Source organism: Bradyrhizobium sp. USDA 326, assembly GCF_049739485.1.
GTDB lineage: Bacteria > Pseudomonadota > Alphaproteobacteria > Rhizobiales > Xanthobacteraceae > Bradyrhizobium.
Genome location: NZ_JBMGQA010000001.1, coordinates 377,996 through 403,024, shown reverse-complemented (window position 1 = coordinate 403,024; position 25,029 = coordinate 377,996). Strand labels below are relative to the sequence as shown.

18 protein-coding genes and 1 pseudogene are annotated in these 25,029 nt (G+C 65.6%); 9 read left to right on the top strand and 10 right to left on the bottom strand.

The annotated features are described in order from the left end of the window. Nucleotides 1-49 precede the first annotated feature (49 nt). Together ABIG06_RS01860 and ABIG06_RS01855 are read right to left on the bottom strand one after the other, a co-directional pair. Entirely contained in the window at nt 50-757 is a 708-nt protein-coding gene (locus tag ABIG06_RS01860; RefSeq protein WP_370133707.1) for a hypothetical protein, read from the bottom strand. 118 nt (nt 758-875) lie between these two features. Beyond that, a complete protein-coding gene (locus tag ABIG06_RS01855; protein ID WP_370133706.1) occupies nt 876-3,719 on the bottom strand; it encodes an ATP-binding protein in 2,844 nt (947 codons plus the stop codon). Nucleotides 3,720-4,044: 325 nt separating this feature from the next. On the opposite strand from ABIG06_RS01855, the gene ABIG06_RS01850 reads away from it, so the two are divergent. The 6 genes from ABIG06_RS01850 to msrA all read left to right on the top strand — a co-directional run bounded on the left by ABIG06_RS01850 (nt 4,045) and on the right by msrA (nt 9,073). Continuing rightward, a complete protein-coding gene (locus tag ABIG06_RS01850) occupies nt 4,045-4,713 on the top strand; it encodes a sensor histidine kinase (protein ID WP_370133703.1) in 669 nt (222 codons plus the stop codon). Nucleotides 4,714-4,757: 44 nt separating this feature from the next. Then, nucleotides 4,758-5,447, top strand: a complete 690-nt coding sequence (locus tag ABIG06_RS01845) for a VOC family protein (RefSeq protein WP_370133700.1) — start codon at nt 4,758-4,760, stop codon at nt 5,445-5,447. 235 nt (nt 5,448-5,682) lie between these two features. Then, the gene (locus ABIG06_RS01840; RefSeq protein WP_370133697.1) at nt 5,683-6,996 is read left to right on the top strand and encodes an epoxide hydrolase family protein; all 1,314 of its coding nucleotides are present in this window, start codon (nt 5,683-5,685) and stop codon (nt 6,994-6,996) included. Between the two features lie 32 nt (nt 6,997-7,028). Then, nucleotides 7,029-7,877 (top strand): enoyl-CoA hydratase/isomerase family protein, encoded by an 849-nt coding sequence (locus ABIG06_RS01835; protein WP_370133694.1) that lies wholly within the window; start codon nt 7,029-7,031, stop codon nt 7,875-7,877. A 114-nt stretch (nt 7,878-7,991) separates the two neighbouring features. Further along, on the top strand, nt 7,992-8,414 hold the full coding sequence (locus ABIG06_RS01830; RefSeq protein ID WP_124161864.1) for an OsmC family protein: 423 nt from the start codon (nt 7,992-7,994) through the stop codon (nt 8,412-8,414). Between the two features lie 140 nt (nt 8,415-8,554). Next, a complete protein-coding gene (gene msrA / locus ABIG06_RS01825; protein ID WP_370133691.1) occupies nt 8,555-9,073 on the top strand; it encodes a peptide-methionine (S)-S-oxide reductase MsrA in 519 nt (172 codons plus the stop codon). A gap of 122 nt (nt 9,074-9,195) precedes the next feature. On the opposite strand, the gene ABIG06_RS01820 is transcribed toward msrA, so the two are convergent. The 8 genes and pseudogenes from ABIG06_RS01820 to ABIG06_RS01785 form a co-directional block, all read right to left on the bottom strand. Further along, nucleotides 9,196-12,039: an ATP-binding protein gene (locus ABIG06_RS01820; protein WP_370133688.1), complete on the bottom strand. Its 2,844-nt coding sequence runs from the start codon at nt 12,037-12,039 to the stop codon at nt 9,196-9,198. Nucleotides 12,040-12,304: 265 nt separating this feature from the next. Next, complete coding sequence (locus ABIG06_RS01815; protein ID WP_124161861.1) at nt 12,305-13,465, bottom strand: MFS transporter; 1,161 nt, start codon at nt 13,463-13,465, stop codon at nt 12,305-12,307. Between the two features lie 1,046 nt (nt 13,466-14,511). Beyond that, nucleotides 14,512-15,745, bottom strand: a pseudogene (locus tag ABIG06_RS01810) (Zn-dependent hydrolase). Further along, a complete protein-coding gene (locus ABIG06_RS01805) occupies nt 15,738-16,523 on the bottom strand; it encodes an ABC transporter ATP-binding protein (RefSeq protein ID WP_199751857.1) in 786 nt (261 codons plus the stop codon). The pseudogene ABIG06_RS01810 and the gene ABIG06_RS01805 overlap by 8 nt, the downstream one beginning before the upstream one ends. Then, nucleotides 16,520-17,293: an ABC transporter permease gene (locus ABIG06_RS01800; protein WP_124161858.1), complete on the bottom strand. Its 774-nt coding sequence runs from the start codon at nt 17,291-17,293 to the stop codon at nt 16,520-16,522. The genes ABIG06_RS01805 and ABIG06_RS01800 overlap by 4 nt, the downstream gene beginning before the upstream one ends. A 63-nt stretch (nt 17,294-17,356) precedes the next feature. Beyond that, nucleotides 17,357-18,301, bottom strand: coding sequence for an ABC transporter substrate-binding protein (locus ABIG06_RS01795; protein ID WP_370133685.1), 945 nt, complete (start codon nt 18,299-18,301; stop codon nt 17,357-17,359). A gap of 105 nt (nt 18,302-18,406) precedes the next feature. Then, nucleotides 18,407-19,132, bottom strand: a complete 726-nt coding sequence (gene hutC / locus ABIG06_RS01790; RefSeq protein WP_370133682.1) for a histidine utilization repressor — start codon at nt 19,130-19,132, stop codon at nt 18,407-18,409. Beyond that, complete coding sequence (locus tag ABIG06_RS01785; RefSeq protein WP_370133680.1) at nt 19,129-20,487, bottom strand: formimidoylglutamate deiminase; 1,359 nt, start codon at nt 20,485-20,487, stop codon at nt 19,129-19,131. The genes hutC and ABIG06_RS01785 overlap by 4 nt, the downstream gene beginning before the upstream one ends. Before the next feature lie 85 nt (nt 20,488-20,572). Here ABIG06_RS01785 and hutI point away from each other — a divergent pair, with 85 nt between their 5' ends. From hutI to hutU, 3 genes are read left to right on the top strand one after another with little or no spacing between them, the layout of a single operon-like run. Next, a complete protein-coding gene (gene hutI, locus ABIG06_RS01780) occupies nt 20,573-21,787 on the top strand; it encodes an imidazolonepropionase (protein ID WP_424578064.1) in 1,215 nt (404 codons plus the stop codon). Continuing rightward, nucleotides 21,784-23,343, top strand: coding sequence for a histidine ammonia-lyase (gene hutH / locus ABIG06_RS01775; protein WP_370133677.1), 1,560 nt, complete (start codon nt 21,784-21,786; stop codon nt 23,341-23,343). Before hutI ends, hutH begins: the two co-directional genes overlap by 4 nt. A 10-nt stretch (nt 23,344-23,353) precedes the next feature. Then, a complete protein-coding gene (gene hutU, locus ABIG06_RS01770) occupies nt 23,354-25,024 on the top strand; it encodes a urocanate hydratase (RefSeq protein WP_370133676.1) in 1,671 nt (556 codons plus the stop codon). The last annotated feature ends 5 nt before the right edge of the window (nt 25,025-25,029 follow it).

Below are 25,029 nucleotides of genomic sequence, written 5' to 3'. Positions count from 1 at the left end.
GTTAGGCGTTGAGATGCAGAGTGGTCGCCGCTCCCGTGGATGCTCGTCTCTACTCGAAGACGGCGTCGAAGATTTCCACGTCCATCAGCACGGGCTTGGCGATCACCGTTCCGTCAGGCTGCAGCGTCTGCGCGCGTCGAAGTGTCGGCACCACGATGCCGCCGAAGCTGTCATGAGCCCAGGAGTAATGCGCGACTCTGTTCCCGAAGAGATCGTGGTCCGTCCGCCGTTGCAGGGCGCTCTCGTCGAAATAGAAAACCTGGTCGGGCGCGAGCGTGATGAGGTGCGGGGGAAATTGTGCCCGAAGCCGCTGCCACGTTTCGGCGCCCTCACGCCAGGGCGGCAGTTCCTCCACCTTGACATCGGGGTGGGCGAGCAGGAATGGGCTGGTCAGATAGTTCCAGATCGCAACGCCGCAGAAGAAGACCAGGTGCAGTTCGTCCGCAAGCGCAGGCAGGCCGACCTCGGCAAACGCGAGGCTCGGGTTGCGCCAGGTCCGCAGGACTTCACCATCCGGGCTCTCGATCGTGATCGCGTCGGGTTGAAAGGAGCCAGAGTGTTCGCCCCCGGTGATGCCGGTGAACCGGAGCGACTGCGCGCGGGTCGAGCCTTCCGCGGTCACGTCCTTGAATTCCCGGGCATGTCCGGCGCTGGAGAACAGCGATCCGCCGACGGAAAGGTGGAGCGTAAACCGCTTCAAGCTGTTCCAGTGGGCCAAGCCGCCGCTGGCATCGATTACGTCGTCAAGAAGCGCCATGTCCCGCCATATCCACCATGAAGTATCGCCACCATGGCGGGGCGCAGGCGGCTTGGCGTGTTAGAAGTTGTTAGGACTTGCGAGCGCGTGCGTCGGCGGTATCTCGTTGAAGATGCTGTTAATTCAGGGCGGCGAGGAGGCCCTTTGCTGCGACCAGATCGCGGGTCTGGAGCCCCTCCTGGTAGTGCGCGACGAGCGGGGCGAGCAAGTCGCGTGCGTCGCCGGCTTTTCCGGCCTGGCGCCAGATGCGGCCGAGGCTGATCGCGCCTCGGAGCTCCCAGCCGACCGCACATTGTCGCTGCGCCAGATCGAGCGATGCGCGCAAGCAGCTCTCGGCCTCCACGGCGCTGCCCGACCGGGCGAGGATGTCGCCCTTGACCCTGAGCATCTCCGGCATGTCAAAGGACTCCCCATGATCGGGGATCTGGGCGATCGCCTCGTTGATCGTCTGCAAGGCTTCGTCGGGCTGATTCTGGGAAGCGAGACCCTCCGCGAGCGCGGTCGCAAACACGGTCGTCATGATCCGGTGCCGTGTCGCGTACAACGTCGCCTGACTGCGGCGAAGGTGCTCGATGCCCGCGGCAACGTCGCCGCGGCGCAGCAACAGCTCGCCCTTCTGGCCGATGCCGACCGCGTGATAGGGCCCGAGGAAGTGCCGCGCCGAATGGTCGATCAGCCGCTCGATCAGGATTTCGGCGTTGTCCCAGTCGCCGACCCAGAGGAACACGTAAATCGTCCAGACCAGGGAGATGCCGAGGGTCAGCGGCTGTTCGAGCAACTCGGCCTCGCGAACGGTGTATCTGGCGGCCTCGACCGCACGCTCGGGCCGGCCGGTGAGCCAGAGTCCGCGCGCCAGCGCCACCAGCGCAACGATGCGGTCGTCATACCCGAGATGGCCGATGTTCAGCCGTTGCGAGCCGGGATTGTGCACCATCGCGCTCTCGCAGAACCGAACCGCCTTGTCCTGGTTGCCGATCAGATGATGCGCGACGCCCAGCATCCATTCGACGTTGAACGTGGCGGCGGGGTCGTTGAGTTTTCGCGCGACGCTCTCGCCCTGTTCGCCGATTCCGAGCGCGCCGTGAAAATCTCCGACTCTGGTGAGGTAGATGTGCAATCCGCGCAGCAGCCAGAGCTGCCAGTGCAGGTCCTCGAGCTCCCGGGCAAGCTGGAGACTTCGCGTGAACGCCGACCGGACCGCTTCGGTGTTGCCCTGCGTGAACATCACGGAGACGCCAAGCGCGGCCTGCAAGGTCATCTCCTGGCGGCCGTCCACGGCGCTCATATCGAGTGACGCCAGAGCCTGCCGGGTCCAGCGGTAGCATTCCGTCAGCAAGGTCAGTTCGAGGAAGAACTGCGCCGCCGAGGCCGCCAGATCCACGCCGATCGTCCGATCGCCGCTCTCCGAAAAGCTGAAGGTCAGCGCGGCCCTGACATTCGGCAAATGGTCGGCATAGGGCAGGAAACCGCCCGCGCTCTGCATGCCCCTGGATTTGACGGCGATGTCGTGCAGGAAGTCGCGGAAATATTCGGCGTGGGCGCGCGCGACGCGGTCCGCCTCCCCGTTCTCGCCGAGCTTGTCCGCAGCGAAGGCGCGGGTGGTGTCGAGCAGGCGGTAGCGCAGCCTGCGCTCCGCAGGCGAGGTCGCGATGAGGGATTTGGACAGCAGGTTCGAAATCGCCTCGGTGGCTTCGGGCTCGCTGATCCCCTGGCAGGACGCGATGGCAAGCGCGGCCTCCAGCGTGAACGGCCCGACGAAGACCGACAATCCGCGCAGCGTCGCGCTTTCGGCCGGCGGCAGCAGGTCGTAGCTCCAGGCCAGCGCCGCGCTCAAGGTCTGATGGCGCGGAATTGCGGTGCGCCGTCCCCGCCACAGCAGCGAGAAGCGGCTGTCCAGCAGCGAGGCGGTCCCGGAAATGCCATAGGCGTTCACACGTCCGGCCGCGAGCTCGATCGCGAGCGCAATGCCGTCCAATCGCCGGCAGATCTCGGCGACGAGCGGCGCGTCCTCCTCGCGGAGTTCGAATTCGCTCAGACTCTCGGCAATGCGTTCCACGAAGAGCTGGGTTGCGGGATAGGCAAGGATGTCAGCGATGCCGAGCCCGTCGCGCTCCGGCGGGCAATCCAGCGGAAACAGCCGATGGACCCGTTCACCTTCTGCGCGAAAGGATTCGCGGCTGGTGGCCAGGATATGCAGCTGCGGCACCTCGCGGACCAGGCGCTCAGCCAGAGGGGCGAGTTCGTCGAGGATATGCTCGCAACTGTCGAGCACCAGCAGGATGCGCCGGCTGCGCAGGACGGTCAGCAGATCCGGTATCGGGTCCTCCGAACTGACGGTCAGGCCCAGCGCGGCTGCAATCGTGCCGGGGACGAGCCGGGCATCCGTCAGCGCGCCGAAATCGACGAAACACACCTGGCCGCCGAACGCCGTGAGTGCGCCCTGCGCGACAGCGAGTGCGACCGACGTCTTGCCGATCCCGCCAGGGCCGACGATCGTGACGAAGCGATGCTGGGCAAGCTCGGCCGAAATCCTCTCGACCGCACCGTCCCGGCCGATCATCTTCGCGAGCGGCGAGGGCAGCGAGGAAGGCGAAGCGGCGGGCGGGCTCGTCCGGCTCTCCGATGCGACAGGCCGGAGCAGCGGAGCCGCGAAACAATAGCCGCGCCCGGGGACGTTGACGACGTAGCGGGAGCTTTCGCCGGCATCGCCCAAAGCCTTGCGCAGCGTCGTGATGTGAAAGCGCAGGCTGCCTTCGTCCACGTTCACGTCGGCCCAGATGCGCTTGATCAGCTCCCGCTTGTCAATGACCTCTCCGGCGCGCTCGGCGAGAAAAATCAGGATGTCGAGCGCACGGCCGCCGAGGTGAAGCGGGGCGCCGTCCTTTTCGAGCAGCCGCGATTTCACGAACAGGCGGAACGGCCCGAAGGCAATAACCGAATCCTGCTCGTTAGTGTCCGGCACGGGCCAACAATTCCAATCAATGAGCTGAAGTCTGCAATTTGATTACCAGATCGAGGCGTCCAGTAAACCGGCCGAAAGTGGCGAAATCGCGTGGCGACCACTGATCGCAGCGGGACGTGCGTGGCAAATTTTGCTTAAACGCGAGCAGTTTACGACGCGACCGCGACAATTCGTCAGCGCACCTGACCCTCGAGGCACGGGTGCCCGCCGCGAGATTCTGGCGCCGCCGATCATAACAGAATCTTGCAACGTCTAACGGGCAAAACGCACGCGGTGCATCCAGTATGGCCGTCGAGAGAGATCCTGTTTCAACGGGGAGGCTATGATGTCCGGTATCGGTGCTCGACCGAACGACCACGTCGTTCGACCTCAATTCGTGCCCAGTCTCGATGATCAGTCGCGTGATTGGGAACTCGTGCTGCGCGAGTCCCACCATCGCATGAAGAACACGCTGACGCTGCTCGGTGCGTCGGTCCGCCGCGACTTCACGCGCGCAAGTAAAAAGGATGTGTCGCAGGCGGTGGACCGGCTCGAGCGGCGCATCGTCGCCTTCGGCCGGCTCTATCAGCTCCTGTCCGACAACGATGATCCATCGGCGGTCGCCGTGGAGCCGTTCTTCGAAAACCTGTGTGGAGCCCTCTCCGAAGCGGTGCTGGAGCCGGCAGGCATTTGTTGCGAAGCCGCGATCGAGAGCGGCGGGCTGCCGGCCGCTCAATGTCATCGGCTCGCGCTGATGCTCACCGAGCTGGTCACCAACGCGGCAAAGCACGCTTTCCCGAACAGAACCGATGCGCTGATCCGCATCGAATTGGCGAACCGCGACGGCGCATGGCTCTGCACGGTGGCCGACAACGGCATTGGTGCGACCGGCCCGCTTCAGGGCACCGGCAGCCGGATCCTCGAAGGGCTCGCACGCAGCATCCACGCGCGACTGCACGGCGAGGCGGGGCAGGGCGGCACGCGGGTGACGATCGTGATGCCGACTGTCCCATGAGCCCTTCAGCGTCTGCAACCGCGTCTCACATCAGGGAGTTCAACATGACAGCCATCGAAATCGATCGCGAAACCGGGACCAGGCCCTCGACATCGCGCAGCGTTGACTTGAAGCTCGAGGTCGTCGTGATCCCAGTGTCCGACGTCGACCGTGCCAAGGCGTTCTACGCGCGCCTCGGCTGGCGGCTGGACGCCGATTTCTCGTCGGGCGAGGACTGGCGCGTGATCCAGTTCACGCCGCCGGGCTCGGCCTGCTCGGTGATCTTCGGCAGGAACGTGACGGCCGCAGCGCCCGGCTCGGCGCGAGGCCTGTACCTGATCGTCTCCGATCTCGAAGCCGCCCGGCAGGACCTGCTCGACCGCGGTGTCGAGGTCAGCGCGCCATTCCACGGTGCCGGCGACGTTCATGCCGGGCGCGACGAGCCGTATCTGTTCGGCAGCGTTCGGGTCGGCGGGGCCGATCCGAAGCGCGGCAGCTACAGCTCGTTCGCATCGTTCAGCGACCCCGACGGCAATGGCTGGCTGTTCCAGGAGGTCACGACACGACTGCCCGGGCGCATCGCGAGCGGCGCCACGACATTCGCTTCGACGACCGATCTGGCGGCGGCGCTGCGCCGCGCGGCGGCCGCGCATGGCGAGCACGAGACGCGGACCGGCGGACACGACGAGAACTGGCCGGACTGGTATGCCGACTATATCGTCCGCGAGCAGGCTGGCCAGCCGTTGCCGTCGTGAATTGCAGCCAGCGCATCTCCTGACTTGGCCGATACGGCGCGCGACGACTGACGTCGTCGCGCGCCGTGCCACATCGGTATCGCCCGTTCTGGTTCATCGCGCGGACTCGCAAGGGCTAACGCGGCCTAACGAGCCATAACGCGCAAATCGGAATGGCCCGTGCCAACGTCTTGCACAGGACGAACCGACGTGTCGCGCTCGAAACGACACCGGTCGAAGCAAGGGAGATCCAGAAATGACGACCCAAATCCGGCCCGACATCCTCAAACCAGACCGCCGTCAGTTGCTGAGCCAGGCCGCGATGGTCGCGGTTGCCGCCAGCGTGTCGAGCCTGCTGCCGCTGCAGCCGGCAAAAGCGGCTGCGAGCGGCGCAATCCGCCCCTTCCGCGTCGACGTGCCCGAGGCGGATCTGCTCGACCTTCGCCGTCGTCTCTCGGCCACACGCTGGCCCGATCGCGAGATCGTCACCGATCAATCGCAGGGCGTGCAGCTGAAGACGGTGCAGGCGCTCGTGCGTTACTGGCAGAGCGACTACGACTGGCGCAGGATCGAGGCGCGGCTGAACGCGCTGCCGCAATTCCTCACCGACATCGACGGTGTCGACATCCATTTCATTCACGTCCGCTCGCGGCACGAGAATGCGCTGCCGATGATCGTCACACATGGCTGGCCCGGCTCGATCATCGAGCAGATGAAGATCGTCGGCCCGCTCACCGATCCGACCGCGCACGGCGCCAGCGCCGCGGACGCGTTCGATCTGGTGATCCCCTCGCTTCCAGGGCACGGCTTCTCGGGCAAGCCGACGGAGCTCGGCTGGGATCCCCAGCGTATCGCGCGCGCGTGGATCGAGCTGATGAAGCGGCTCGGCTACAGCCGCTATGTCGCACAAGGCGGCGACTGGGGTAATGCCGTCACCGAGCAGATGGCGCTGATCGCACCGCCCGAGCTGCTCGGCATTCACACCAACATGCCCGCGACCGTCCCCGACGACATCGCCAAGGCACTTCAGCCGGGCGGCGTGCGGCCGCCGGATCTCTCGACCGACGAGCGCATCGCCTACGACCAGCTCGACGATTTCTACAAGCATGGTCTCGGCTACGCGATCGAGATGTCGAACCGGCCGCAGACGCTCTACGGACTCGTGGATTCGCCCGCGGGTCTCGCCTCCTGGATGCTCGACCACGACGCACGCAGTGCCGCAATGATCGCGCGCGTCTTCGACGGAAAGACCGAAGGTCTGTCACGGGAGGATGTCATCGACAACATCACGCTCTATTGGCTCACCAACACCGCGGTATCGTCGGCGCGGCTCTATTGGGAGAACAAGCTGGTGTTCTTCGCGCCCAAGCACGTCAAGATACCGGTCGCTGTGAGCGTCTTTCCGGACGAGATCTACGCCGCGCCGCGGAGCTGGGCCGAGAGGGCCTATCCCAAGCTGCTCCACTACAGTCGTCTCGAAAAGGGTGGACATTTCGCTGCCTGGGAGCAACCCGCCCTGTTCTGTACGGAGATGCGCACCGCGTTCCGTCCGCTGCGGCAATCGATCTGAAGCGCGAACACATGCATCAGGGAGTACAAGAGATGAATCGTCCCGAACGCAATCTCACGACCGGTGACATCCGACTGGAGCGCCGGCTGCCATCATACTGGCGCGTCACCTTCGATATGCCGCCGGTGAATATTTTCGGGCCGAAGCAGCTTCCGCTGCTGGGCGACATCGTCACGGCGATCGAGACAGATCCGGACGTGAAGGTTGTGGTGTTCGACAGCGCCGTCGAGGGCTTCTTCATGACCCATTACGATTTCCTCGCCCCGCTGGAAGAGTCATTGAGCATCCCGCCCGGGCCGACCGGTCTGCAAGCGCTGCCCGACATGCTGGTCCGCCTCAGCCGTGCGCCGGTGGTCTCGATTGCCACGATCCGAGGCCGCGCCACCGGCGTCGGCAGCGAGCTCGCGCTCGCCAGCGACATTCGCTTTGCCAGCCGCGAGAAGGCGATCCTGTCGCAATGGGAGGTCGGCGCGGGCCTCGTGCCCGGTGGCGGGCCGATGGCGCGGTTGCCGCGCCTGATCGGCCGCGGCCGCGCGCTCGAAGTGCTGCTCGGCGCTGACGACATCCACGGGGATCTCGCCGAGCGCTATGGCTACGTCAACCGGTCCTTGCCGGATGCCGAGCTCGACGGTTTCGTCGAGGCGCTTGCGATGCGCATCGCGTCCTTCGACAAGGAGGCGATCACCGAGACCAAGCGCCTCGTCGACGTCGCCAGCCTGCCGTCCGATGCCGAGATCAAGCCGGAGTGGGATGCGTTCCTGGCGGCGCTCGGCCGGCCTGCGAGCCAGAGCCGGATCAAGGCGCTGATGGCGCGCGGCTTCCACCGCGCGGGCGATGTCGAGAACCGGCTCGGTTTCCATGTCGGGCAGATCGGCACCTAGCTGACGGAACCGCTGCGGCGTTCGGTCGGTTGGAACGGTGACGGGCGGTCGTGCCAATGTCGCCTTTCACCGGTACCGAACGCCGGTGCTGAAATCAAACGAGGAGAATTTGAGATGATCCGCAAGGCAACGGCAGTCTGGAAGGGCACCGGTCGCGATGGGACCGGCCATTTGACGAGTGAATCCGGCGTGCTCGCGCAGACGCCCTATTCGTTCAAGACCCGCTTCGAGAACGAGAAGGGGACCAATCCCGAGGAGTTGATCGCGGCGGCCCATGCAGGGTGTTTTACGATGGCGCTGGCCTTTGGCCTTCAGATGGCAGGTTTCACGCCGGACGAGCTGTCGACGGAAGCCGCGGTGACGCTCGAGCCCGAAGGCAAGGGCTTCAAGATCAGCAAGTCCGCGCTGACCTTGCGTGCAAGGGTGCCGAACCTCGACGAGGCCGGCTTTGCGAAGTTCGCCGGCGAGGCCGAGAAGAATTGCCCGGTGTCGAAGGTGCTCAATGCCGCCATCACGCTCGACGCCAAGCTGGGCTAGAGGCGAGCGTTTGCTTTGGGTCCATCCGGTCCAGGAACCGGGTGGACACGGGGCGCAATGCACGGCTTTCGGCCGGGCGGCCGAAAGCATATATTTGGCGGGATGCAGAACGGGCAGAGCGATCAATTGGGAGCGGACAGATGACGACAGAACGCGCAGTTTTGGCCGGGGGCTGCTTCTGGGGCATGCAGGATCTCATCCGCAAGCAGCCGGGCGTGGTCTCCACCCGCGTCGGCTACACCGGCGGGCGGGTCAAGAATGCCACCTATCGCAATCACGAAGGTCATGCCGAAGCGATCGAGATCATCTTCGATCCCGCAAAGACCAGCTTCCGCAGGATGCTGGAGTTCTTCTTTCAGATCCACGATCCCACCACGCTCAATCGCCAGGGCAATGATATCGGCACGAGCTATCGCTCCGCGATCTTCTACACCAGTGACGAGCAGAAGAAGGTCGCCGAAGACACCATCGCCGACGTCGAGGCGTCGGGCCTTTGGCCGGGCAAGGTGGTGACCGAGGTCGCTCCCGCTGGCGAGTTCTGGGAGGCCGAGCCGGAGCATCAGGATTATCTCGAACGCTATCCTGACGGCTACACCTGCCACTTCATCCGGCCCGACTGGAAGCTGCCGCGGCGCGCGGCTGCCGCTCAGGGCCTATGATAGAGAGAGTTGGAGAAATCGAACTCTCCACGACGTCATGGCCGGGCTTGTCGGACAAGCGGGCATGACGACCAACTTGTGAACGTGCACCCTCGGCTGCTGCCGGGGGCGAGGCGGCGCCGTCAGTTCCGGAGTTGTGCCATCAACTCGCGCGCGGTGCGCATGTCGGCGATCTCGGCGCCTTCCGTGAACGATCCGGAGACATTCTTCAGAATGGCCAGAGCTTCCGCACTCCGGCCGGCCCCCATCTTGAGCCGTGCGAGGCTGATCGCGCAGCGCAGCTCCCAGAAGCGCGCGCCCTGCTGGACGGCAATCTCCATGGCCTCGCCAAAGCGAGCCTCGGCGTCCCCTGAATGCCGTGCGCTTCTGAGCATCAACTCGCCCTTGATGCGGATCAGCTCAGGCAGGTACCAGAGCTCCTGCCGGTCGTTGCAACGGGTCAGGACGTCACCGATGACGTCGAGGCCGCGGTCGACCTGGTCGCCTTCGCCAAAGCAGGCCGCAAGCTCGCCAAGCAGGGGAAGAAAGCGCGGCAGGAAGCGTGCATCTCCCGCGCGATTGAGTTCTTCGCGCAGCAGCGGCAGGCCGATCGCGACGTCGCCGCGCTTGGCGACGACTGCCGCATTGAAGGCCCTTGCCCACAGGCCCCACAGCCGGATCGCGTGCCGATCGGTGTGCTCGAGCAGCTCGCGGCCGTGGCGTTCCGCGGAGTCGAGATCGCCGGCCCAGAAGGAGATCGGGCACGCGGCCTGGCCGAGCACGCTGCAGAAGGTCAGGGCGTGGCCGTTGGCTCGGCCTTCCTCGATGTTTCTTGCCGCCAGCGCCTGCGCCTGGTCGGCAAGACCCTGCAGCCACAGGATGCGGGCCCGGAAATACTGCGTTGAGATCCTGAGATCGAGCGGGAAGATCTTGGGCTTCTCCGCCAGAAAGTGCAGCGATGCATTGACCCGGTCGATGCGCTGCCGCGCGTCGTTCTGGTCGCCGAGATAGTGCAGCGCGACAGCCGTCAGCCGGTCGCCCAGCATGACATCGGACTTGTCGGGAGAGTTCGCCGCCGCGCTCGCAAAACGATCGGCGAACGCTCGGGCCTTGCCGAACTGTCCGTTGTTGAACTGGTCGATACACAGTCCCCAGAGCGCGCGCAGGCGGAAATCCTTGTCGTCGAGCCTGTCCGCCAGCTCGAGAGTCGTCTCCAGGATCGGGCGCGCCTCGCGCGCGCGACCCTCGCCATACATCAGCGACCAGCCGAGTGCCGACAGCAACTGCATGCGGATGCGGTCGTTGTCCCCGCCGTCTCCGAGCGCCGCCAGTGCCGTTCTGCTACGCTCGCGGCACTCGGCGAACAGTGAAAGGCGCACCCAAAGGGTGATCGCGGCCGCCGTCAGCGCGATGCCGAGCCTTGCATCGCCGTCGGGCGCGAAAGCCCAATCCAGCGCGGCGCGCACATTGTCCAGCTCCCCCGAATAGATGTTCAGCCATTCGGGCAGCTTCGTCGATGTATCGGCCTCGGCGTGCTCGAAGAAATCGTGAAAATGCTCGGCATGGCGCCGCGCAAACGTCCTGTATTCACCGAGCTCGTTCAGCTTCCCGAGCGCGTAGGTGCGCGTGGTATCGAGCAGTCGATAGCGTAGCGTCCGCGAGCCCGATGGAGAGATCAGCGATTTGGTGACCAGGCTGTCGATCGCCTCCAAGGTCTCCGAGGTGCTGAAGCCCTCGCCGGACGCGACCGCGGCGGCGGCCTCCGGCGCGAATGGCCCGGCGAACACCGACAGTCGCCGCAACGTGGCGCTTTCCGCCGGAGGCAGGAGGTCGTAGCTCCAGTCGAGGGCCGCGGCGAGGGTCTGGTGCCGCGGCACGGCCGTGCGCCGCCCCCGCCATTGCAGCGAAAAGCGGCTGTCGAGCAGGGAGGCCGTTCCGGCGATGCCGTACGCGTTGACACGGCCCGCCGCGAGCTCGATCGCCAGCGCAATGCCGTCGAGGCGCCGGCAGATGCTCGCCACCAGCGGCGCTTCTTCCGCGCTGAGCTGGAACGGACCCGCGCTCTGCGCGATGCGCTCGACGAAAAGCTGGGCCGCAGGGTAGGCGAGAACCTCGGCGACATCCAGGCCCTCTCGCTCCGGCGGACAATCCAGCGGGAACAGACGAAAGATCCGCTCGCCGTCGCTCCGGAACGACTCACGGCTGGTTGCGAGAACGCGAAGCTGCGGCGCTTCGCGAACGATGCGCTCCACGAGTGGAGCCAGCGTATCCAGCACATGCTCGCAACCGTCGAGGATCAGCAGGGTCGGTCCGGTCCTCAGGAACGTCAGAAGGGCCGGCGTGGGGTCCTCCGAGTTCACGGTCAGTCCGACGGCCGAGGCGATGGTGGTTGTGACATGGCCGGCGTCCCGCAGCGGACCGAAATCGACGAAGAAGACGCGTCCGCCGAAATCCGCCGAGCGGCGATGCCCGACCGCGACGGCGACGGTAGTCTTGCCGATGCCGCCCGGGCCGACCACTGTCATGAAGCGATGCAGGGTCAAGCCGTTCGAAATCTTCTCGATGACCTCCTCTCGCCCGATCATCTTTGCGAGCTGAGCAGGCAGGGAGCGAGGACGTGTGATTTCGGCTGCGGCTGAGGCGACCGGCGGAGCTTCTTGAGCGAACGGTGCGACAAAGCAATAGCCGCGGCCGGGCACGTTGAGGACATAACGGGTCGACTTGCCGGTATCGCCGAGCGCCTTTCGCAGCGCTGCGACGTGGAAGCGCAGACTGCCCTCGTCGACATTCACGTCGGCCCAGATGCGCTTGACCAGCTCTCTCTTGTCGATGACTTCACCGGGGCGCTCGGCAAGCAGGATCAGAATATCGAGCGCGCGGCCGCCGATGTGAAGCGGCTCCCCTTCCTTCTCCAGGAGCCGGGACTTTGGAAACAGCCGAAATGGCCCGAACGAAATATGCGAGTCGTGATTACTGTGAGCCTGCACGTGCCATTGCCCCCTCCACGGGAGTCAAAAGGTATCGTGTTGTGATCTAGCAGAACGACGCGTCCAGTAAACTGGCCGAAAGCCGCATGGCAGACAGACCGGCGCAGATGGTCTTGGTTTGCTTGGGTCCGCCGGAATAGTGCCTGTGAAAGAAGGGTTTAGGTTGGCATGCCAGGATGATGGCCCTGGACGCGCACATGCATGGGACCATTGCGGCCGGTGGCAATCCCGCCTCTGCCGTCCATAAATTCGGGCGCAAGGCCGCTCACGCATCGACGCGCGACATCTGGCGCTGCTCCGCCGTGACGATCCGCGCCGACAGCGTGACGAGGCCCATCAATGCACCCAGCAGCCAGAATGCCATTGGCAATCCGCCAAGACGTGCGACGAAGCCCACGCCGGCGGGCCCGATCAGGACCCCTGCGTATCCCGCAGTCGTGATCGCCGCGACCGCAAGCCCGGTAGGCATCACCGTTTGTCGCGCCGCCCGGCGGAACAGCACCGGCACGAGGTTCGACGCGCCGAGCCCGATCAGGAGGAATCCGCCGAGGGCGACCGCGGCGACGGGCGCCGTGAGCAGGACCACAAAACCTGCGATCGCTATGAGACTGCCCCAGAGCAATGTCGTGCGGTCGCCGATGCGCGCAACGACCGCGTCGCCGCCGAGCCGGCCTATCGTCATCGCGATCGAGAACACGATGTAGCCGGCTCCGCCTTGCGCCTCGGTGACGAGCCCCGCGCCAATGACGAGGAGTGCGCTCCAATCGAGCATTGCGCCTTCGACGAGGAAGGTGATGGCGCCGAGCAGCGCAAGCAGCAGCACCGATCCGTGCGGCAGCACGAACAACGGGCCCTCCTGTGCCTGCACCGAGCGAAGCAGGCGCGGCCAGGCCACAAACATGGCGATCAGCATCAGGACGGAGCAGATCAATGTGCAGGCGAGTGCGCCGAGTTGCAGCGAGAGCAGCACTGTCACCAGCGCCGATCCGGCGAAGCCGCCGATGCTGAACAGGGCGTGAAAACCGGACATCAGCGGGCGTCCTGCGGCGCGCTCCACCTCCACGGCGTGGATGTTCATGGCGACGTCGATCGAGCCGAGGGCGGCGCCGAAGACGAACAGCGCCAGCGCGAGCGTTGCGGGCGACGCCGCGATGGCCAGCAATGGCAGCACCAACGTTAGACCAAGCCCGCCCGCGATGATAATCGGTTTGCTGCCGTAGCGCGCGCTGAGCACGCCGGTCAGCAGCATCGCGATGACCGAGCCGATGCCGAGGCTGAGCAGAAGCAGCCCGAGAACGCCGTCGTCGACCGCGAGCCGCGCCTTCGCGAACGGCACCAGCGGCGCCCAGCACGCGATGCCGAAGCCCGCGACGAGGAAGGCAAGCCTCGTCGCAAGGCGGGTGGCCGGCCGATCGGCAGAAGACATGAGAACTCCGGAGAAAAGCAGAGGCGGGACAGAGCACAAACCCGACAAATGCCGCGGCTTTATGTCCGAGACGTGCCCGTACCGCCGCGGCCGACACAATGTACGTCGCATGCTCTGATGGCCCGGTGAGCGAAGTCACACCGGGAACTCGCTTGCGAAGATCCCGTGCTACGAAGCCTGTCCTCAAGCGGCGTTTCGCGCCCACCCTTGCGCTCATCGGGCTTCCGCTTCACCCACGTCTTGACCTGTGTCGCCCCATGTCAATCCCACGATCAGAAAATTTTTTACTTTACCGAAATTCGGATTTGTCGTATGTGTCGTCCATCCCGGCTCATCCTTGAGGGGCGATCGTGAGGTCGTCATGTTCGCGAGCCGGGCTTGCGGTGGACGCGGCAGCGTCGTGCACGAGAGGTGAAGGGCGGGGCGGATTGCTCTCCGTGAGCCCGGAACGGCGTGCGGACGAGCGGCGCTGACAGGTTCGTCCCGGTGGTCTTCGATGGCAACGTGCACAACGTCGTCGGAGCCGGTGGGGTCAAGCGAGCCGCGCGTACGGCAAAACCGTGTGGTCCTGACCGTCGTTGCTACGGTCAAGCTCTTGCGGATGCGGCAGTTGCGTCAACCGGCGCGGCGCCGGTGAATTTCGCTGGGGCGAGGGAGGCCAGAAGGAACTCGGCTCTCGGGAGAGCACGGTATAAGCCGTCCGACCATCGCGCAGGGAAGGCCGAGTGATCGGCACCACCTGTATGCTGCTGTGCGGTTTTCTGCGTGCACCTTTTGCGCAGCGGACCGCGGGTGCCTGTCGGCACCCGGCCTTCCCTGTGCCCTCTTGGCTTAGAGGGCGGAGTGACCACGCAAAGCTCGGGCGAATCAGCCGCGAGATCGAAGGCATGTCTGCGATCCGAAACGCAAGAGGGAAGAGCGATGCTGCTACCTCGTACTCCGTCATTGCGAGCCAACGGGGCCGCGCTCTGCGCGGACCCGTTGGCTCGCAATGACGATTTGAAGAGAGCGGGTGCCAAACTCTCGGTCGCGCTCCGGGCGCCACGCTAACTCCCAAGAATCCGCCGGCACGCCTCGACGAACACCTCAGCTCCGGTGATGATGTCCGCATCGGAGGTGTTCTCGGTCCAGTGATGGCTGATACCGCCGATCGATGGCACAAACAGCATTCCGGCGGGCATGACGGTTGCGAGCATCTGCGCATCGTGCCCCGCGCCGCTCGGCATGCGGATGGACCGGCCGCCGGCGACGGCCTTGCCCGCCGCCTCGATCGCGTCCTGAAAGGCGGAATTCATCATCGCGGGCGCGCCTGTGCGGAGTTTTTCGACGGTGACACTGCAGGGACCGTTCGCGCTGGCCTCCGCTGCCATGGTCCGCAGCAACTGCTCCAGCCGCGCAATCACAGCCGGATCGTCGTCGCGGATCTGGAACAGCATCTCTGCTGCGCCTGGAATGATACTCGGCGCGCCCGGATCGAGCGTGATGCGTCCGGTGGTCCAGACCGTGCGCGGGCCGCAGACGGCCGGAAAGCGCTGGTCAATGGCGACGCAGAATTTAGCCAGCGCCAGGCCGGCATCCTTGCGTACTGCCATCCGGGTGGTGCCGGCGTGGTTCTGCTCGCCAGCGAAGTTGATCTGGTATTGCCAGATGCCGACGATGGAGGTCACCACGCCGATCGCGAGGCGGCCGCTTTCGAGCGTGTCGCCCTGCTCGATATGCGCCTCGAGATATCCGACGTGCCGTCCGGGCTCAGCGGTGATGCGCGAACGCCCGGCGAGCCCCATCTCGGCAAGTGCATCGCGCATGGTGCGGCCGCTGGTGCGGTCGCGCGCGGCGTCGATATCGGCCTCGCTTACCTGGCCGACATAGGAGCGCGAGCCGAGGAAATGCCCGAAATGTCCCTCCTCGTCGCACCAGCAGGCAACTTCGACGGCGCCATTCACAGAGGGGGCCGGATTGAGAACCCTCGCGGCCTCGAGCGCGTAGACGACGCCGAGCGGGCCATCGAGCCAGCCGGCGTAGTTCTGGCTTTCCAGGTGCGAGCCCGCCCAGCAGCTTCGGCCCGGGCTTGGCGCTGGTTCCGAAAACGTTGCCGATACCGTCGATCGTTGCGGAGAGGTTGGCCTCGGGCAGCTTCTGGACGAGCCATTCCAGAGAGAGCTTGTGCGGCTCGGAGAAGGTCGGCTTGTGCACGCCGGTCTTGTAGGCGCCCATTGCGCGCAGCGCATGAAGGTCGGCGAGGACGCGAATTCCGTCGGCGCGGGGCTGGGTGTCAGGCATGTTCGGCAACTTTCAGCGCCTCGGTGCGAATCTCCTCGACCAGCCGTTCCTTGAGCTGGATGAATTCCGGCGTGGTCTTGATCTTGTAGGAGCGCGGATGCGGCAGGTCCACATTGATTTCGGCCTTGATACGGCCGGGACGCGCGCTCATGACGATGACACGGCTGCCGAGGAAGATGGCTTCCTCGATGTCGTGGGTCACGAACAGCACCGTCTTCTGGTCGCGCTCCCAGATTCCCAGCAGCATCTCCTGCATCAAGGCGCGGGTCTGGTTGTCCAGCGCGCCGAAGGGTTCGTCGAGCAGCAGGATCTTCGGATCATTGGCGAGCGCACGCGCGATCGCCGTGCGCTGCTGCATGCCGCCGGAGAGCTGCTTGGGCCAATGGTTCTCGAAGCCGGACAATCCGACCTGGCGGATGAAGGCGTCGGCGATCCCGTTGCGCTCCGCCTCGGGCACGCCGCGCTCGCGCAGGCCGAAGGCGATGTTCTCGCGCACGGTCAGCCAGGGGAACAGCGTATAGGACTGGAACACCATGCCGCGATCGGCGCCGGGGCCGGTCACTTCGCGCCCGTCGAGCGTGACGCGACCGCTGGTCGGGCGGTCGAGGCCGGCGACGATGCGCAGCAGCGTGGACTTGCCGCATCCGGACGGGCCGAGGATGGTGACGAAGTCGTTGTTGCCGATGACGAGGTCGGTCGGCTCCAGCGCCCTGGTCGGCGCGTTGCCGTGGCGCGCCGGGAAGGTGCGCGAGACCTGTTCGATCTTGAGCGTCGTCATGCGAGCTTCCAGGGAAACAGCCAGGCGTTGAACGCCTTGAACAGGAAGTCCGAGATCAGGCCGATCAGGCCGATCACGATGATGCCGAAGATGATCTGGCCGGTGTTGAGCAGCGCCTGGCTGTCGGTGATCATATGACCGATGCCCGAGGACGAGCCGATCAGCTCGGCGACGATGACGTAGGTCCAGGCCCAGCCCAGCACCAGCCGCAGGATCTCGGCGATCTCAGGTGCGGAGGAGGGCAGCAGCACGCGGCGGATGATGCCGCGGTCGCTCGCTCCGAGCGTATAGGCCGCCTCGACCAGATCGCGCCGCGTGGCGCCGACCGTCACCGCGACCATCAGGATGACCTGGAATACCGAGCCGATGAAGATGACGAGCAGCTTTTGCAGCTCGCCGATGCCGGCCCACAGGATCAGGAGCGGGATGAAGGCGGAAGCGGGCAGATAGCGCGCGAACGACACGAACGGTTCGAGGAACGCCTCGACCGGCTTGTAGGCGCCCATCAGCACGCCGAGCGGCACCGCGATGATCGCGGCGAGCGCAAAGCCGCCGACGACGCGCCATATCGTCATGCCGATGTCGAACAGGAAGCCGTGCTTGGTGAGCAGCTCGATGCCCTCCTGAACCATGGTCAACGGATTGGCGAGGAAGGTCTTCGACACATGGCCGCCGAACGTCGCCCAGGACCAGAGGGCGACGAACAGCACGAAGAACGCAAGGCCGTAGGCGGCGCGCTGCCTCGATGTAACAGGGTCCAGAGGACGCATCAAATTGTGAATCCGAATAGAGCGCCGGCTCCGCCTCTGGCGGAACCGGCAGCTCGAAGAAAGTTACTTGATGAAGCTGGCGTCGTAGAGGTCCTCGACCTTCGGCGCAGCCTTGATGATGCCGATCTCGAGCAGGAGCTCGGCGGCCTCCTTGTTGAAGGTCAGGAAGTCGCCGGCGAAGAACTTCTGGTTCGCGGCCTTGTCCTGCCAGCGCAGGTATTTCGCCGAGTTGCCGAACTGCTCGCCGGTCTGCTTCACGTCGGCGCCCATGATCTCGTAGGCCTTGGCCTGATCCTTGGCGATCATGTCGAGCGCCTCGAAATAGCTGTCGGCGAGCGCCTTGGCGGCCTTCGGATTCTCGGTGAGGAATTTCGGCGTGCAGCCGAAGGTGTCCATCACCATCGGGTAGTCGAGCGTGGTGGCGATGATCTTGCCCTTGTCGGGCGCGGCACGCACCGTCGACAGATATGGCTCATAGGTCATCGCGGCGTCGTTCTGGCCGGAGACGAAGGCCTGCGCCGCCGCGGCCGGCTCGAGGTTCACCACCGTGACGTCCTTCGTAGTGAGGCCGTTCTTCTTCAGCATCCAGGCCAGCGCGAAATAGGGCGAGGTGCCCGGTGCGGACGCGGCGACGGTCTTGCCCTTGAGGTCCTTGATCGCGGCGACGTCGTTGCGCACGGCCATGCCGTCGGCACCATAGCTCTTGTCGAGCTGGAAGATCTGCTTGGTCGTAACACCGTTGGCGTTCCAGGAGATCCAGGTCTCGACCGTGGTCGCGGCGCACTGGATGTCGCCGGAGGCGATGGCGAGGTGGCGGTCCTTCTGCGGAATCTTCTTGATGGTGACGTCGAGGCCGTTCTTCTTGAAGATGCCGGCCTCCTTCGCCAGCGTCAGCGGCGCAAAGCCGGTCCATCCGGAAATGCCCATGCCGACCTTGACGTCCTGGGCGAGCGCCGGAGTGGAGGCCGCGAGAGCAATGATTGTCGCAAATACTGTCGAACTACTCATGATTATCGTCCTCTTGCCGATCGATGGTTTGACGTCCTGTTGATCTTTGCCGGCCCATATGGGCGATTCCGCGAAGCGTTGCACGATTTGTGCCGACATATCCTCTCAGCCTCCCTTGAATCGCGCGACAAGGCGGTGAGAGTCACCGGGATAGAGCAGGCGCACGGCGGTGATCGTGCGTGCGCTGCGCCACGTGTAGCGATCGATGACAAGACAGGGCGCGCCGACGGCGATCGCGAGCGCGTGCGCCGTGTGATCGTCCGCAACGATGGCGCTGATCGTGTGCTCGGCTTCTGTCCATGGGACATGGTGAAGCAGCCAGGAACCGGGCGGCTCGCGCGAGAAGTCCGCGGCCGCGGCATCCGGCACCGACGACAGATCGATCAGCCTGTCCTCGACGGCGAAAGGCACGTTGTCGGCGCTATGGCGGCAGGTGATCGCGACCACCTTGCCGGCCTTGTTCACGCCGAGACGGTCGCGGTCGGCGGCGGTCGCGGTGCGCAGCTTGCGGCCGATCAGCTCGTAACCGTAGGAGCGGCCGAGCGCGGTGATCTCGGCGCGAATGTCGGCGATCTTGAGCACCGCCGATTGATGCTGCGGTCGGCGCACGAAGGAGCCGGCACGGCGCCGCCGCTCGATCAGGTCGGCTTGCGCCAGCTCCGAGAGCGCCTTGTTCACCGTCATGCGCGAACAGCCGTAGCGGGCCACCAGTTCGTGCTCGAAGGGGATGCGATGGCCGGGCGGCCACTCGCCGGTCAGGATGCGCTTCTCGATGTCGGCACGAATGCGTTTGTAGAGCGTCGGCTTGTCGGCATCGGTCACGAGGCTCATGCGACGAGCCTCCGCACCGCCGCGTTGAAGCGTTCGCGCGCGGCTTGGCGCAATCCATGCTGACCGCCCTCAACCACCTTGCGGCCGCCGGCCCAGACGCAATCGATGGCGGCGCCGCCGGCAGAAAATATCCAGCCGTCGATGACCGCGTCGTGCGCTCGTCCTGCCAGCGATGGATGCGCCGTGTCGAGCGTGACGATGTCGGCGCGTGCACCGGGTGTGAGGCCGATGGCCGGTTGCGCCAGCGCCCGCGCGCCGCCGGCGAGTGCCCCGTCGAACAGCGAGCGTCCTGTGGAGCGACCTGCGCCGCCGGAGAGGACGTTGCGCTGGCGGTGCTTGAGCCGCTGGCCGTATTCGAGCTGACGCAATTCGTCAGCGGCGCCGATCAACACGTTGGAATCGCTACCGATGCCGAAAAAGCCGCCGGCGTCGACAAACTCCCGCGCCGAAAAAGTGCCGTCGCCGAGGCTCGCCTCCGTGATCGGACAGAGGCCCGCCACCGCACCGGTCTTGGCGAACGCCGTCACTTCCTCACCCGTCATGTGGGTCGCATGAATGAGGCACCAGCGCCGATCGACCGGTGCATGCTCGAGCAGCCATTGCACCGGACGCCGGCCCGACCAGGCGAGGCAATCCTCGACCTCCTTCACCTGTTCGGCCGCATGAATGTGCACCGGCCCGCCATCGGCGAGTGGAATGATCGCGGCGAGCTCGTCCGGCGTAACCGCGCGCAAACTGTGCGGTGCGATGCCGATATTGGCGCCAGGCAACGCGCTGATTGCGCGGCGCGAGGCCGCCACCAATGCGGAGAATTGATCGACCGAGCAGATGAAACGGCGCTGTCCGGCATGCGGCGCTGCGCCTCCAAACGAGCCATGCGCATAGAAACTTGGCAACAACGTCAGCGCAATGCCCGAGGCTTCGGCGGCCTGTGCAATGCGCATGGCCATCTCGGCGGGGTCAGCGTAGGGCGAGCCGTCGCGGTCGTGGTGCAGATAGTGGAATTCGCCGACGCGGGTAAAACCCTGCTCGAGCATCTCGACATAGAGCAGCGCCGCCACGGCCGCGACGTCGTCGGGCGTCATTGCCAGCGCAAAGCGATACATCGTCTCGCGCCAGGTCCAGAAGGTATCGGTGCTGTCGCCGCGCAGCTCCGCAAGCCCTGCCATGCCGCGCTGGAAGGCGTGGCTGTGCAGGCTCGCCAATCCCGGAAGCGCGATCTGATGGCGCTCGTCGCCGGCGGCAGGCTGCACGCCCGCCGTCACCCCCGCGATCGCGCCGGCGGCGATGACCACCTGCACGTCATTGGCCCAGCCCGAAGGCAGGAGCGCGGAAGCGAAATGCAGTCGTGTCATGGTTACACGCCGGCTGGACAGAACGGCGTTACGATTATATGTCTAGACATATAAGTCAAGCATCCGACGCCGAATGGATACCCGCATGGCAGAACGCTTCGACCGGATCTGGCACAATGCCCGCCTCGCCACGCTGCGAGGTGACGGCCCCGATCTCGGCGAGGTCGAACGCGGCATCATCGCCGCCCGCGGCGGCAGGATCGTCTATGCTGGTGCGCAGGCCGATTTTTCGGTGGACGCCGATGCGGCCGAACGGATCGACTGCGACGGGCGCTGGATCACGCCGGGGCTCGTCGATTGTCACACCCATCTGGTCTATGGCGGCGATCGCGCGCATGAATTCGAGCTGCGCCTGAAGGGCGCGAGCTACGAGGAGATCGCGCGCGCGGGCGGCGGCATCGTTTCGACCGTGGCAGCGACGCGCAAGGCAAGTGAGGCCGAGCTCGTCGCAAGCGCGTTGCCTCGGCTCGATGCCTTGATCGCCGAAGGTGCAACCACGATCGAGATCAAATCCGGCTATGGTCTCGACACCGAAACGGAGTTGCGGCAGCTCGCGGCTGCGCGCAGCCTTGGCCGCGAGAGGCCGGTCGCGATCCGCACCTCCTTCCTCGGCGCGCATGCGCTGCCCGTCGAAGCCGATGGCGACAAGGATCGCTACATCGATCTCGTCTGCGAGGAGATGCTGCCGGCGGTTGCGAAGGCGAGCCTCGCCGATGCCGTCGACGCTTTCATGGAAGGCATCGCGTTCTCGGCCGCGCAAACCGCGCGGGTGTTCGAAACGGCGAGGGGACTTGGACTGCCGGTCAAGCTCCATGCCGACCAGCTCTCGAATCTTGGCGGTGCCGCGCTGGCCGCGAAATTCTCGGCGCTCTCGGCCGATCATCTGGAGCACACCGACGAGGCCGGTGCGGCCGCAATGGCGAAGGCCGGCACGGTTGCGGTGCTGCTGCCGGGTGCGTTCTATTTCATTCGCGAGACGCAGAAGCCGCCGGTGGAGACGTTCCGCAAGCATGGTGTTCCCATGGCGCTGGCAACCGACTGCAATCCCGGCAGCTCGCCGCTGACCTCGCTGCTGCTCGCGATGAACATGGGAGCTACGCTGTTCCGGATGACTGTGGCTGAATGCCTCGCCGGCGTCACCCGCGAAGGCGCGCGCGCGCTCGGTGTCCTCGAGGAGGCCGGTACGCTGGAGGCAGGCAAATGGTGTGACCTTGCTATCTGGGACATAGAGCGCCCGGCCGAGCTGGTCTACCGCATCGGCTTCAATCCGCTGCACCGCCGGGTGTGGAGGGGAGCATGACGGAGCGGAACACAGTGATCATCGTCAAACCGGGGACGGTCGGTCTCGATGATTTCGCGCGCATGCTCGACGGTGCGCCCGTCGTGCTCGATCCGTCGTTCTGGTCACGCGTCGAGGCGGCGGCGGAGATCGTCGCGAAGGCGGCGCGGGCCGATGCGCCGGTCTACGGCATCAACACCGGCTTCGGGAAGCTGGCTTCGAAGCGCATTCCGCCCGATCAGACCGCGCGGCTCCAGCGTAACCTGATCCTCTCGCATTGCTGCGGCGTCGGCGCTGCGACGCCGGAGCCGATCGTCCGCCTGATGATGGCGCTGAAGATCATCTCTCTCGGTCGTGGCGCCTCCGGCGTGCGCCGCGAGCTGATCGAGCAGCTTCAGGACATGCTGGCGCGGGGCGTCACGCCGCTCGTGCCGCAGCAGGGTTCCGTTGGCGCCTCAGGCGATCTCGCGCCACTTGCGCATATGACCGCCGTGATGATCGGCGAAGGCCAGGCGATCGTTGACGGGAAAACCGTGTCCGGCGCTGAAGCGCTGGCAGCTGCGGGCCTTTCGCCGCTGACGCTCGGCCCCAAGGAGGGCCTAGCGTTGATCAACGGCACGCAGTTCTCGACCGCCTACGCCCTGTCAGGCGTGCTGCGTGCGTTTCGCCTTGCCTGCGCCGCGCTCGTGACCGGCGCATTGTCGGTCGATGCGGCGATGGCTTCCACGGCGCCGTTCCGTCCCGAGATCCAGGCGCTACGCGGCCATGCCGGTCAGATCGCCGCGGCGGCGACGCTGACGGCGCTGCTCGATGGCAGCGACATCCGCCTCTCGCATCTCGAAGGCGACGAGCGCGTGCAGGATCCCTATTGCCTGCGCTGCCAGCCGCAGGTCGCGGGCGCCGCGCTCGACCTGATCACGCAGGCAGCGCACACGCTGATCGTGGAGGCTAACGCCGTCACGGACAATCCGCTGGTGCTGGTCGAGACCGGCGAGATCGTCTCCGGCGGCAATTTCCACGCCGAGCCGGTCGCCTTCGCTGCCGACGCCATTGCGCTGGCGCTGGCGGAGATCGGCGCGGTCAGCGAGCGGCGCATTGCCACGCTGGTCGATCCCGCGCTCAACTTCGGACTTCCGCCGTTCCTCACTCCCGATCCCGGCATCAATTCCGGCTTCATGATCGCCGAGGTGACGGCGGCCGCGCTCTATGCCGAGAACAAGCAGCGCGCAGCTGCCTGCTCGATCGACTCGACACCAACCAGTGCCAACCAGGAAGACCATGTGTCGATGGCCGCACATGCCGCGCGGCGCCTGTCCGATATGGCCGACAACCTCGCCGCCATCCTCGGCATCGAGCTCTTGGTCGCCGCCCAAGGCATCACGCTGCGCGCGCCGCATGCGACCAGCGCGCCGCTTGCTGCCGTCATCGCCGCCTTGCGCGAGCAGGTGCCGGCACTTGGTGCCGATCGCTACATGGCCGGCGATCTCGCCAAGGCCGCTGCATTGATCGAAGCCGATGCGCTTCCAGCTGCCGCGCTCGCCCAGCTTCCTACTGATCCGTTTCCGAGACTCGTCTGAAGAGGTCCGCATGAACCGCCGACTGGACAATGACCGCACCATCCGCGCGCCCCGCGGCAGCGACATCAGCGCCAAGAGCTGGCTCACGGAAGCGCCGCTGCGCATGCTGATGAACAATCTCGATCTGGATGTGGCGGAGCGCCCGAGCGAGCTCGTGGTCTATGGCGGCATCGGCCGCGCCGCACGCGACTGGGAGAGCTTTGACCGGATCGTTGCGGCCTTGCGCAAGCTCGAAGCCGACCAGACGCTGCTGGTCCAGTCCGGCAAGCCGGTCGGCGTGTTCCGCACCCATGCGGACGCGCCGCGCGTGCTGATCGCGAACTCCAACATCGTGCCGCATTGGGCGACGCTCGATCATTTCAACGAGCTCGATCGTAAGGGCCTGATGATGTACGGCCAGATGACGGCCGGCTCCTGGATCTATATCGGCAGCCAGGGCATCGTGCAGGGCACCTACGAGACTTTCGTCGAGGTCGGTCGACGCCATTATGGCGGCAGCCTGGCCGGCAAATGGATCCTCACCGCGGGCCTTGGCGGCATGGGGGGCGCGCAGCCGCTGGCCGCGACCATGGCCGGCGCCTCGATGCTCGCGGTCGAATGCCAGCCGAGCCGCATCGAGATGCGCCTGCGTACCGGCTATCTCGATCGCCAGGCCGCAACGCTCGACGAGGCGCTCGCGATCATGGCGGAGGCCGCGAAGACGAAGCGGGCGGTCTCGGTCGGTTTGCTCGGCAATGCCGCGGAAGTTTTCCCGGAGCTGGTCCGCCGTGGTGTCAAGCCCGACATCGTCACCGACCAGACCAGCGCGCATGATCCGATCAACGGGTACTTGCCGAAGGGCTGGACGTTGGCCGACTGGGAGGCGAAACGCGCTTCGGATCCGAAGGCAGTCGAGCGCGCGTCGAAAACCTCGATGGTCGATCATGTCCAGGCCATGCTGGATTTCCACGCGCAGGGCATTCCAACGCTCGACTACGGCAACAACATCCGCCAGATGGCGCAGGACATGGGCCTGAAGAACGCCTTCGATTTCCCCGGCTTCGTCCCCGCCTATATCCGGCCCTTGTTCTGCCGCGGCATCGGGCCGTTCCGCTGGGCCGCGCTCTCGGGCGATCCCGAGGACATCTTCAAGACCGATGCCAAGGTGAAAGAGCTGATGCCCGGCGACAAGCATCTGCACAATTGGCTCGACATGGCCAAGGAACGCATCAAGTTCCAGGGCTTGCCGGCGCGGATCTGCTGGGTCGGCCTCGGTGATCGCCATCGCCTCGGCCTCGCCTTCAACGAGATGGTGGCGCGGGGCGAGCTGAAAGCGCCGATCGTGATCGGCCGCGATCATCTCGATAGTGGCTCGGTGGCGAGCCCCAATCGCGAGACCGAGGCGATGAAGGACGGCTCGGACGCCGTGTCCGACTGGCCCTTGCTCAATGCGCTGCTCAATTGCGCCAGCGGCGCGACCTGGGTGTCGCTGCATCATGGTGGCGGCGTCGGCATCGGCTATTCCCAGCACGCCGGCATGGTGATCGTCGCCGACGGCACGACGGATGCCGCCCGGCGCATCGAGCGCGTGCTCTGGAACGACCCGGCGAGCGGCGTCATGCGCCATGCCGATGCGGGCTATGAGACGGCGATCGACTGCGCGCGCACCAACGGCCTCGATCTGCCGAGTTTGGCAAAGTAGGTGAA

Bases quoted from the DNA above. Each gene is read 5' to 3' on its own strand.
- ABIG06_RS01860 (WP_370133707.1), bottom strand. From the start codon at position 757: ATGGCGCTTCTTGACGACGTAATCGATGCCAGCGGCGGCTTGGCCCAC.
- ABIG06_RS01850 (WP_370133703.1), top strand. From the start codon at position 4,045: ATGTCCGGTATCGGTGCTCGACCGAACGACCACGTCGTTCGACCTCAA.
- ABIG06_RS01845 (WP_370133700.1), top strand. From the start codon at position 4,758: ATGACAGCCATCGAAATCGATCGCGAAACCGGGACCAGGCCCTCGACA.
- ABIG06_RS01840 (WP_370133697.1), top strand. From the start codon at position 5,683: ATGACGACCCAAATCCGGCCCGACATCCTCAAACCAGACCGCCGTCAG.
- ABIG06_RS01835 (WP_370133694.1), top strand. From the start codon at position 7,029: ATGAATCGTCCCGAACGCAATCTCACGACCGGTGACATCCGACTGGAG.
- ABIG06_RS01830 (WP_124161864.1), top strand. From the start codon at position 7,992: ATGATCCGCAAGGCAACGGCAGTCTGGAAGGGCACCGGTCGCGATGGG.
- msrA (WP_370133691.1), top strand. From the start codon at position 8,555: ATGACGACAGAACGCGCAGTTTTGGCCGGGGGCTGCTTCTGGGGCATG.
- ABIG06_RS01815 (WP_124161861.1), bottom strand. From the start codon at position 13,465: ATGTCTTCTGCCGATCGGCCGGCCACCCGCCTTGCGACGAGGCTTGCC.
- ABIG06_RS01805 (WP_199751857.1), bottom strand. From the start codon at position 16,523: ATGACGACGCTCAAGATCGAACAGGTCTCGCGCACCTTCCCGGCGCGC.
- ABIG06_RS01800 (WP_124161858.1), bottom strand. From the start codon at position 17,293: ATGCGTCCTCTGGACCCTGTTACATCGAGGCAGCGCGCCGCCTACGGC.
- ABIG06_RS01795 (WP_370133685.1), bottom strand. From the start codon at position 18,301: ATGAGTAGTTCGACAGTATTTGCGACAATCATTGCTCTCGCGGCCTCC.
- hutC (WP_370133682.1), bottom strand. From the start codon at position 19,132: ATGAGCCTCGTGACCGATGCCGACAAGCCGACGCTCTACAAACGCATT.
- ABIG06_RS01785 (WP_370133680.1), bottom strand. From the start codon at position 20,487: ATGACACGACTGCATTTCGCTTCCGCGCTCCTGCCTTCGGGCTGGGCC.
- hutI (WP_424578064.1), top strand. From the start codon at position 20,573: ATGGCAGAACGCTTCGACCGGATCTGGCACAATGCCCGCCTCGCCACG.
- hutH (WP_370133677.1), top strand. From the start codon at position 21,784: ATGACGGAGCGGAACACAGTGATCATCGTCAAACCGGGGACGGTCGGT.
- hutU (WP_370133676.1), top strand. From the start codon at position 23,354: ATGAACCGCCGACTGGACAATGACCGCACCATCCGCGCGCCCCGCGGC.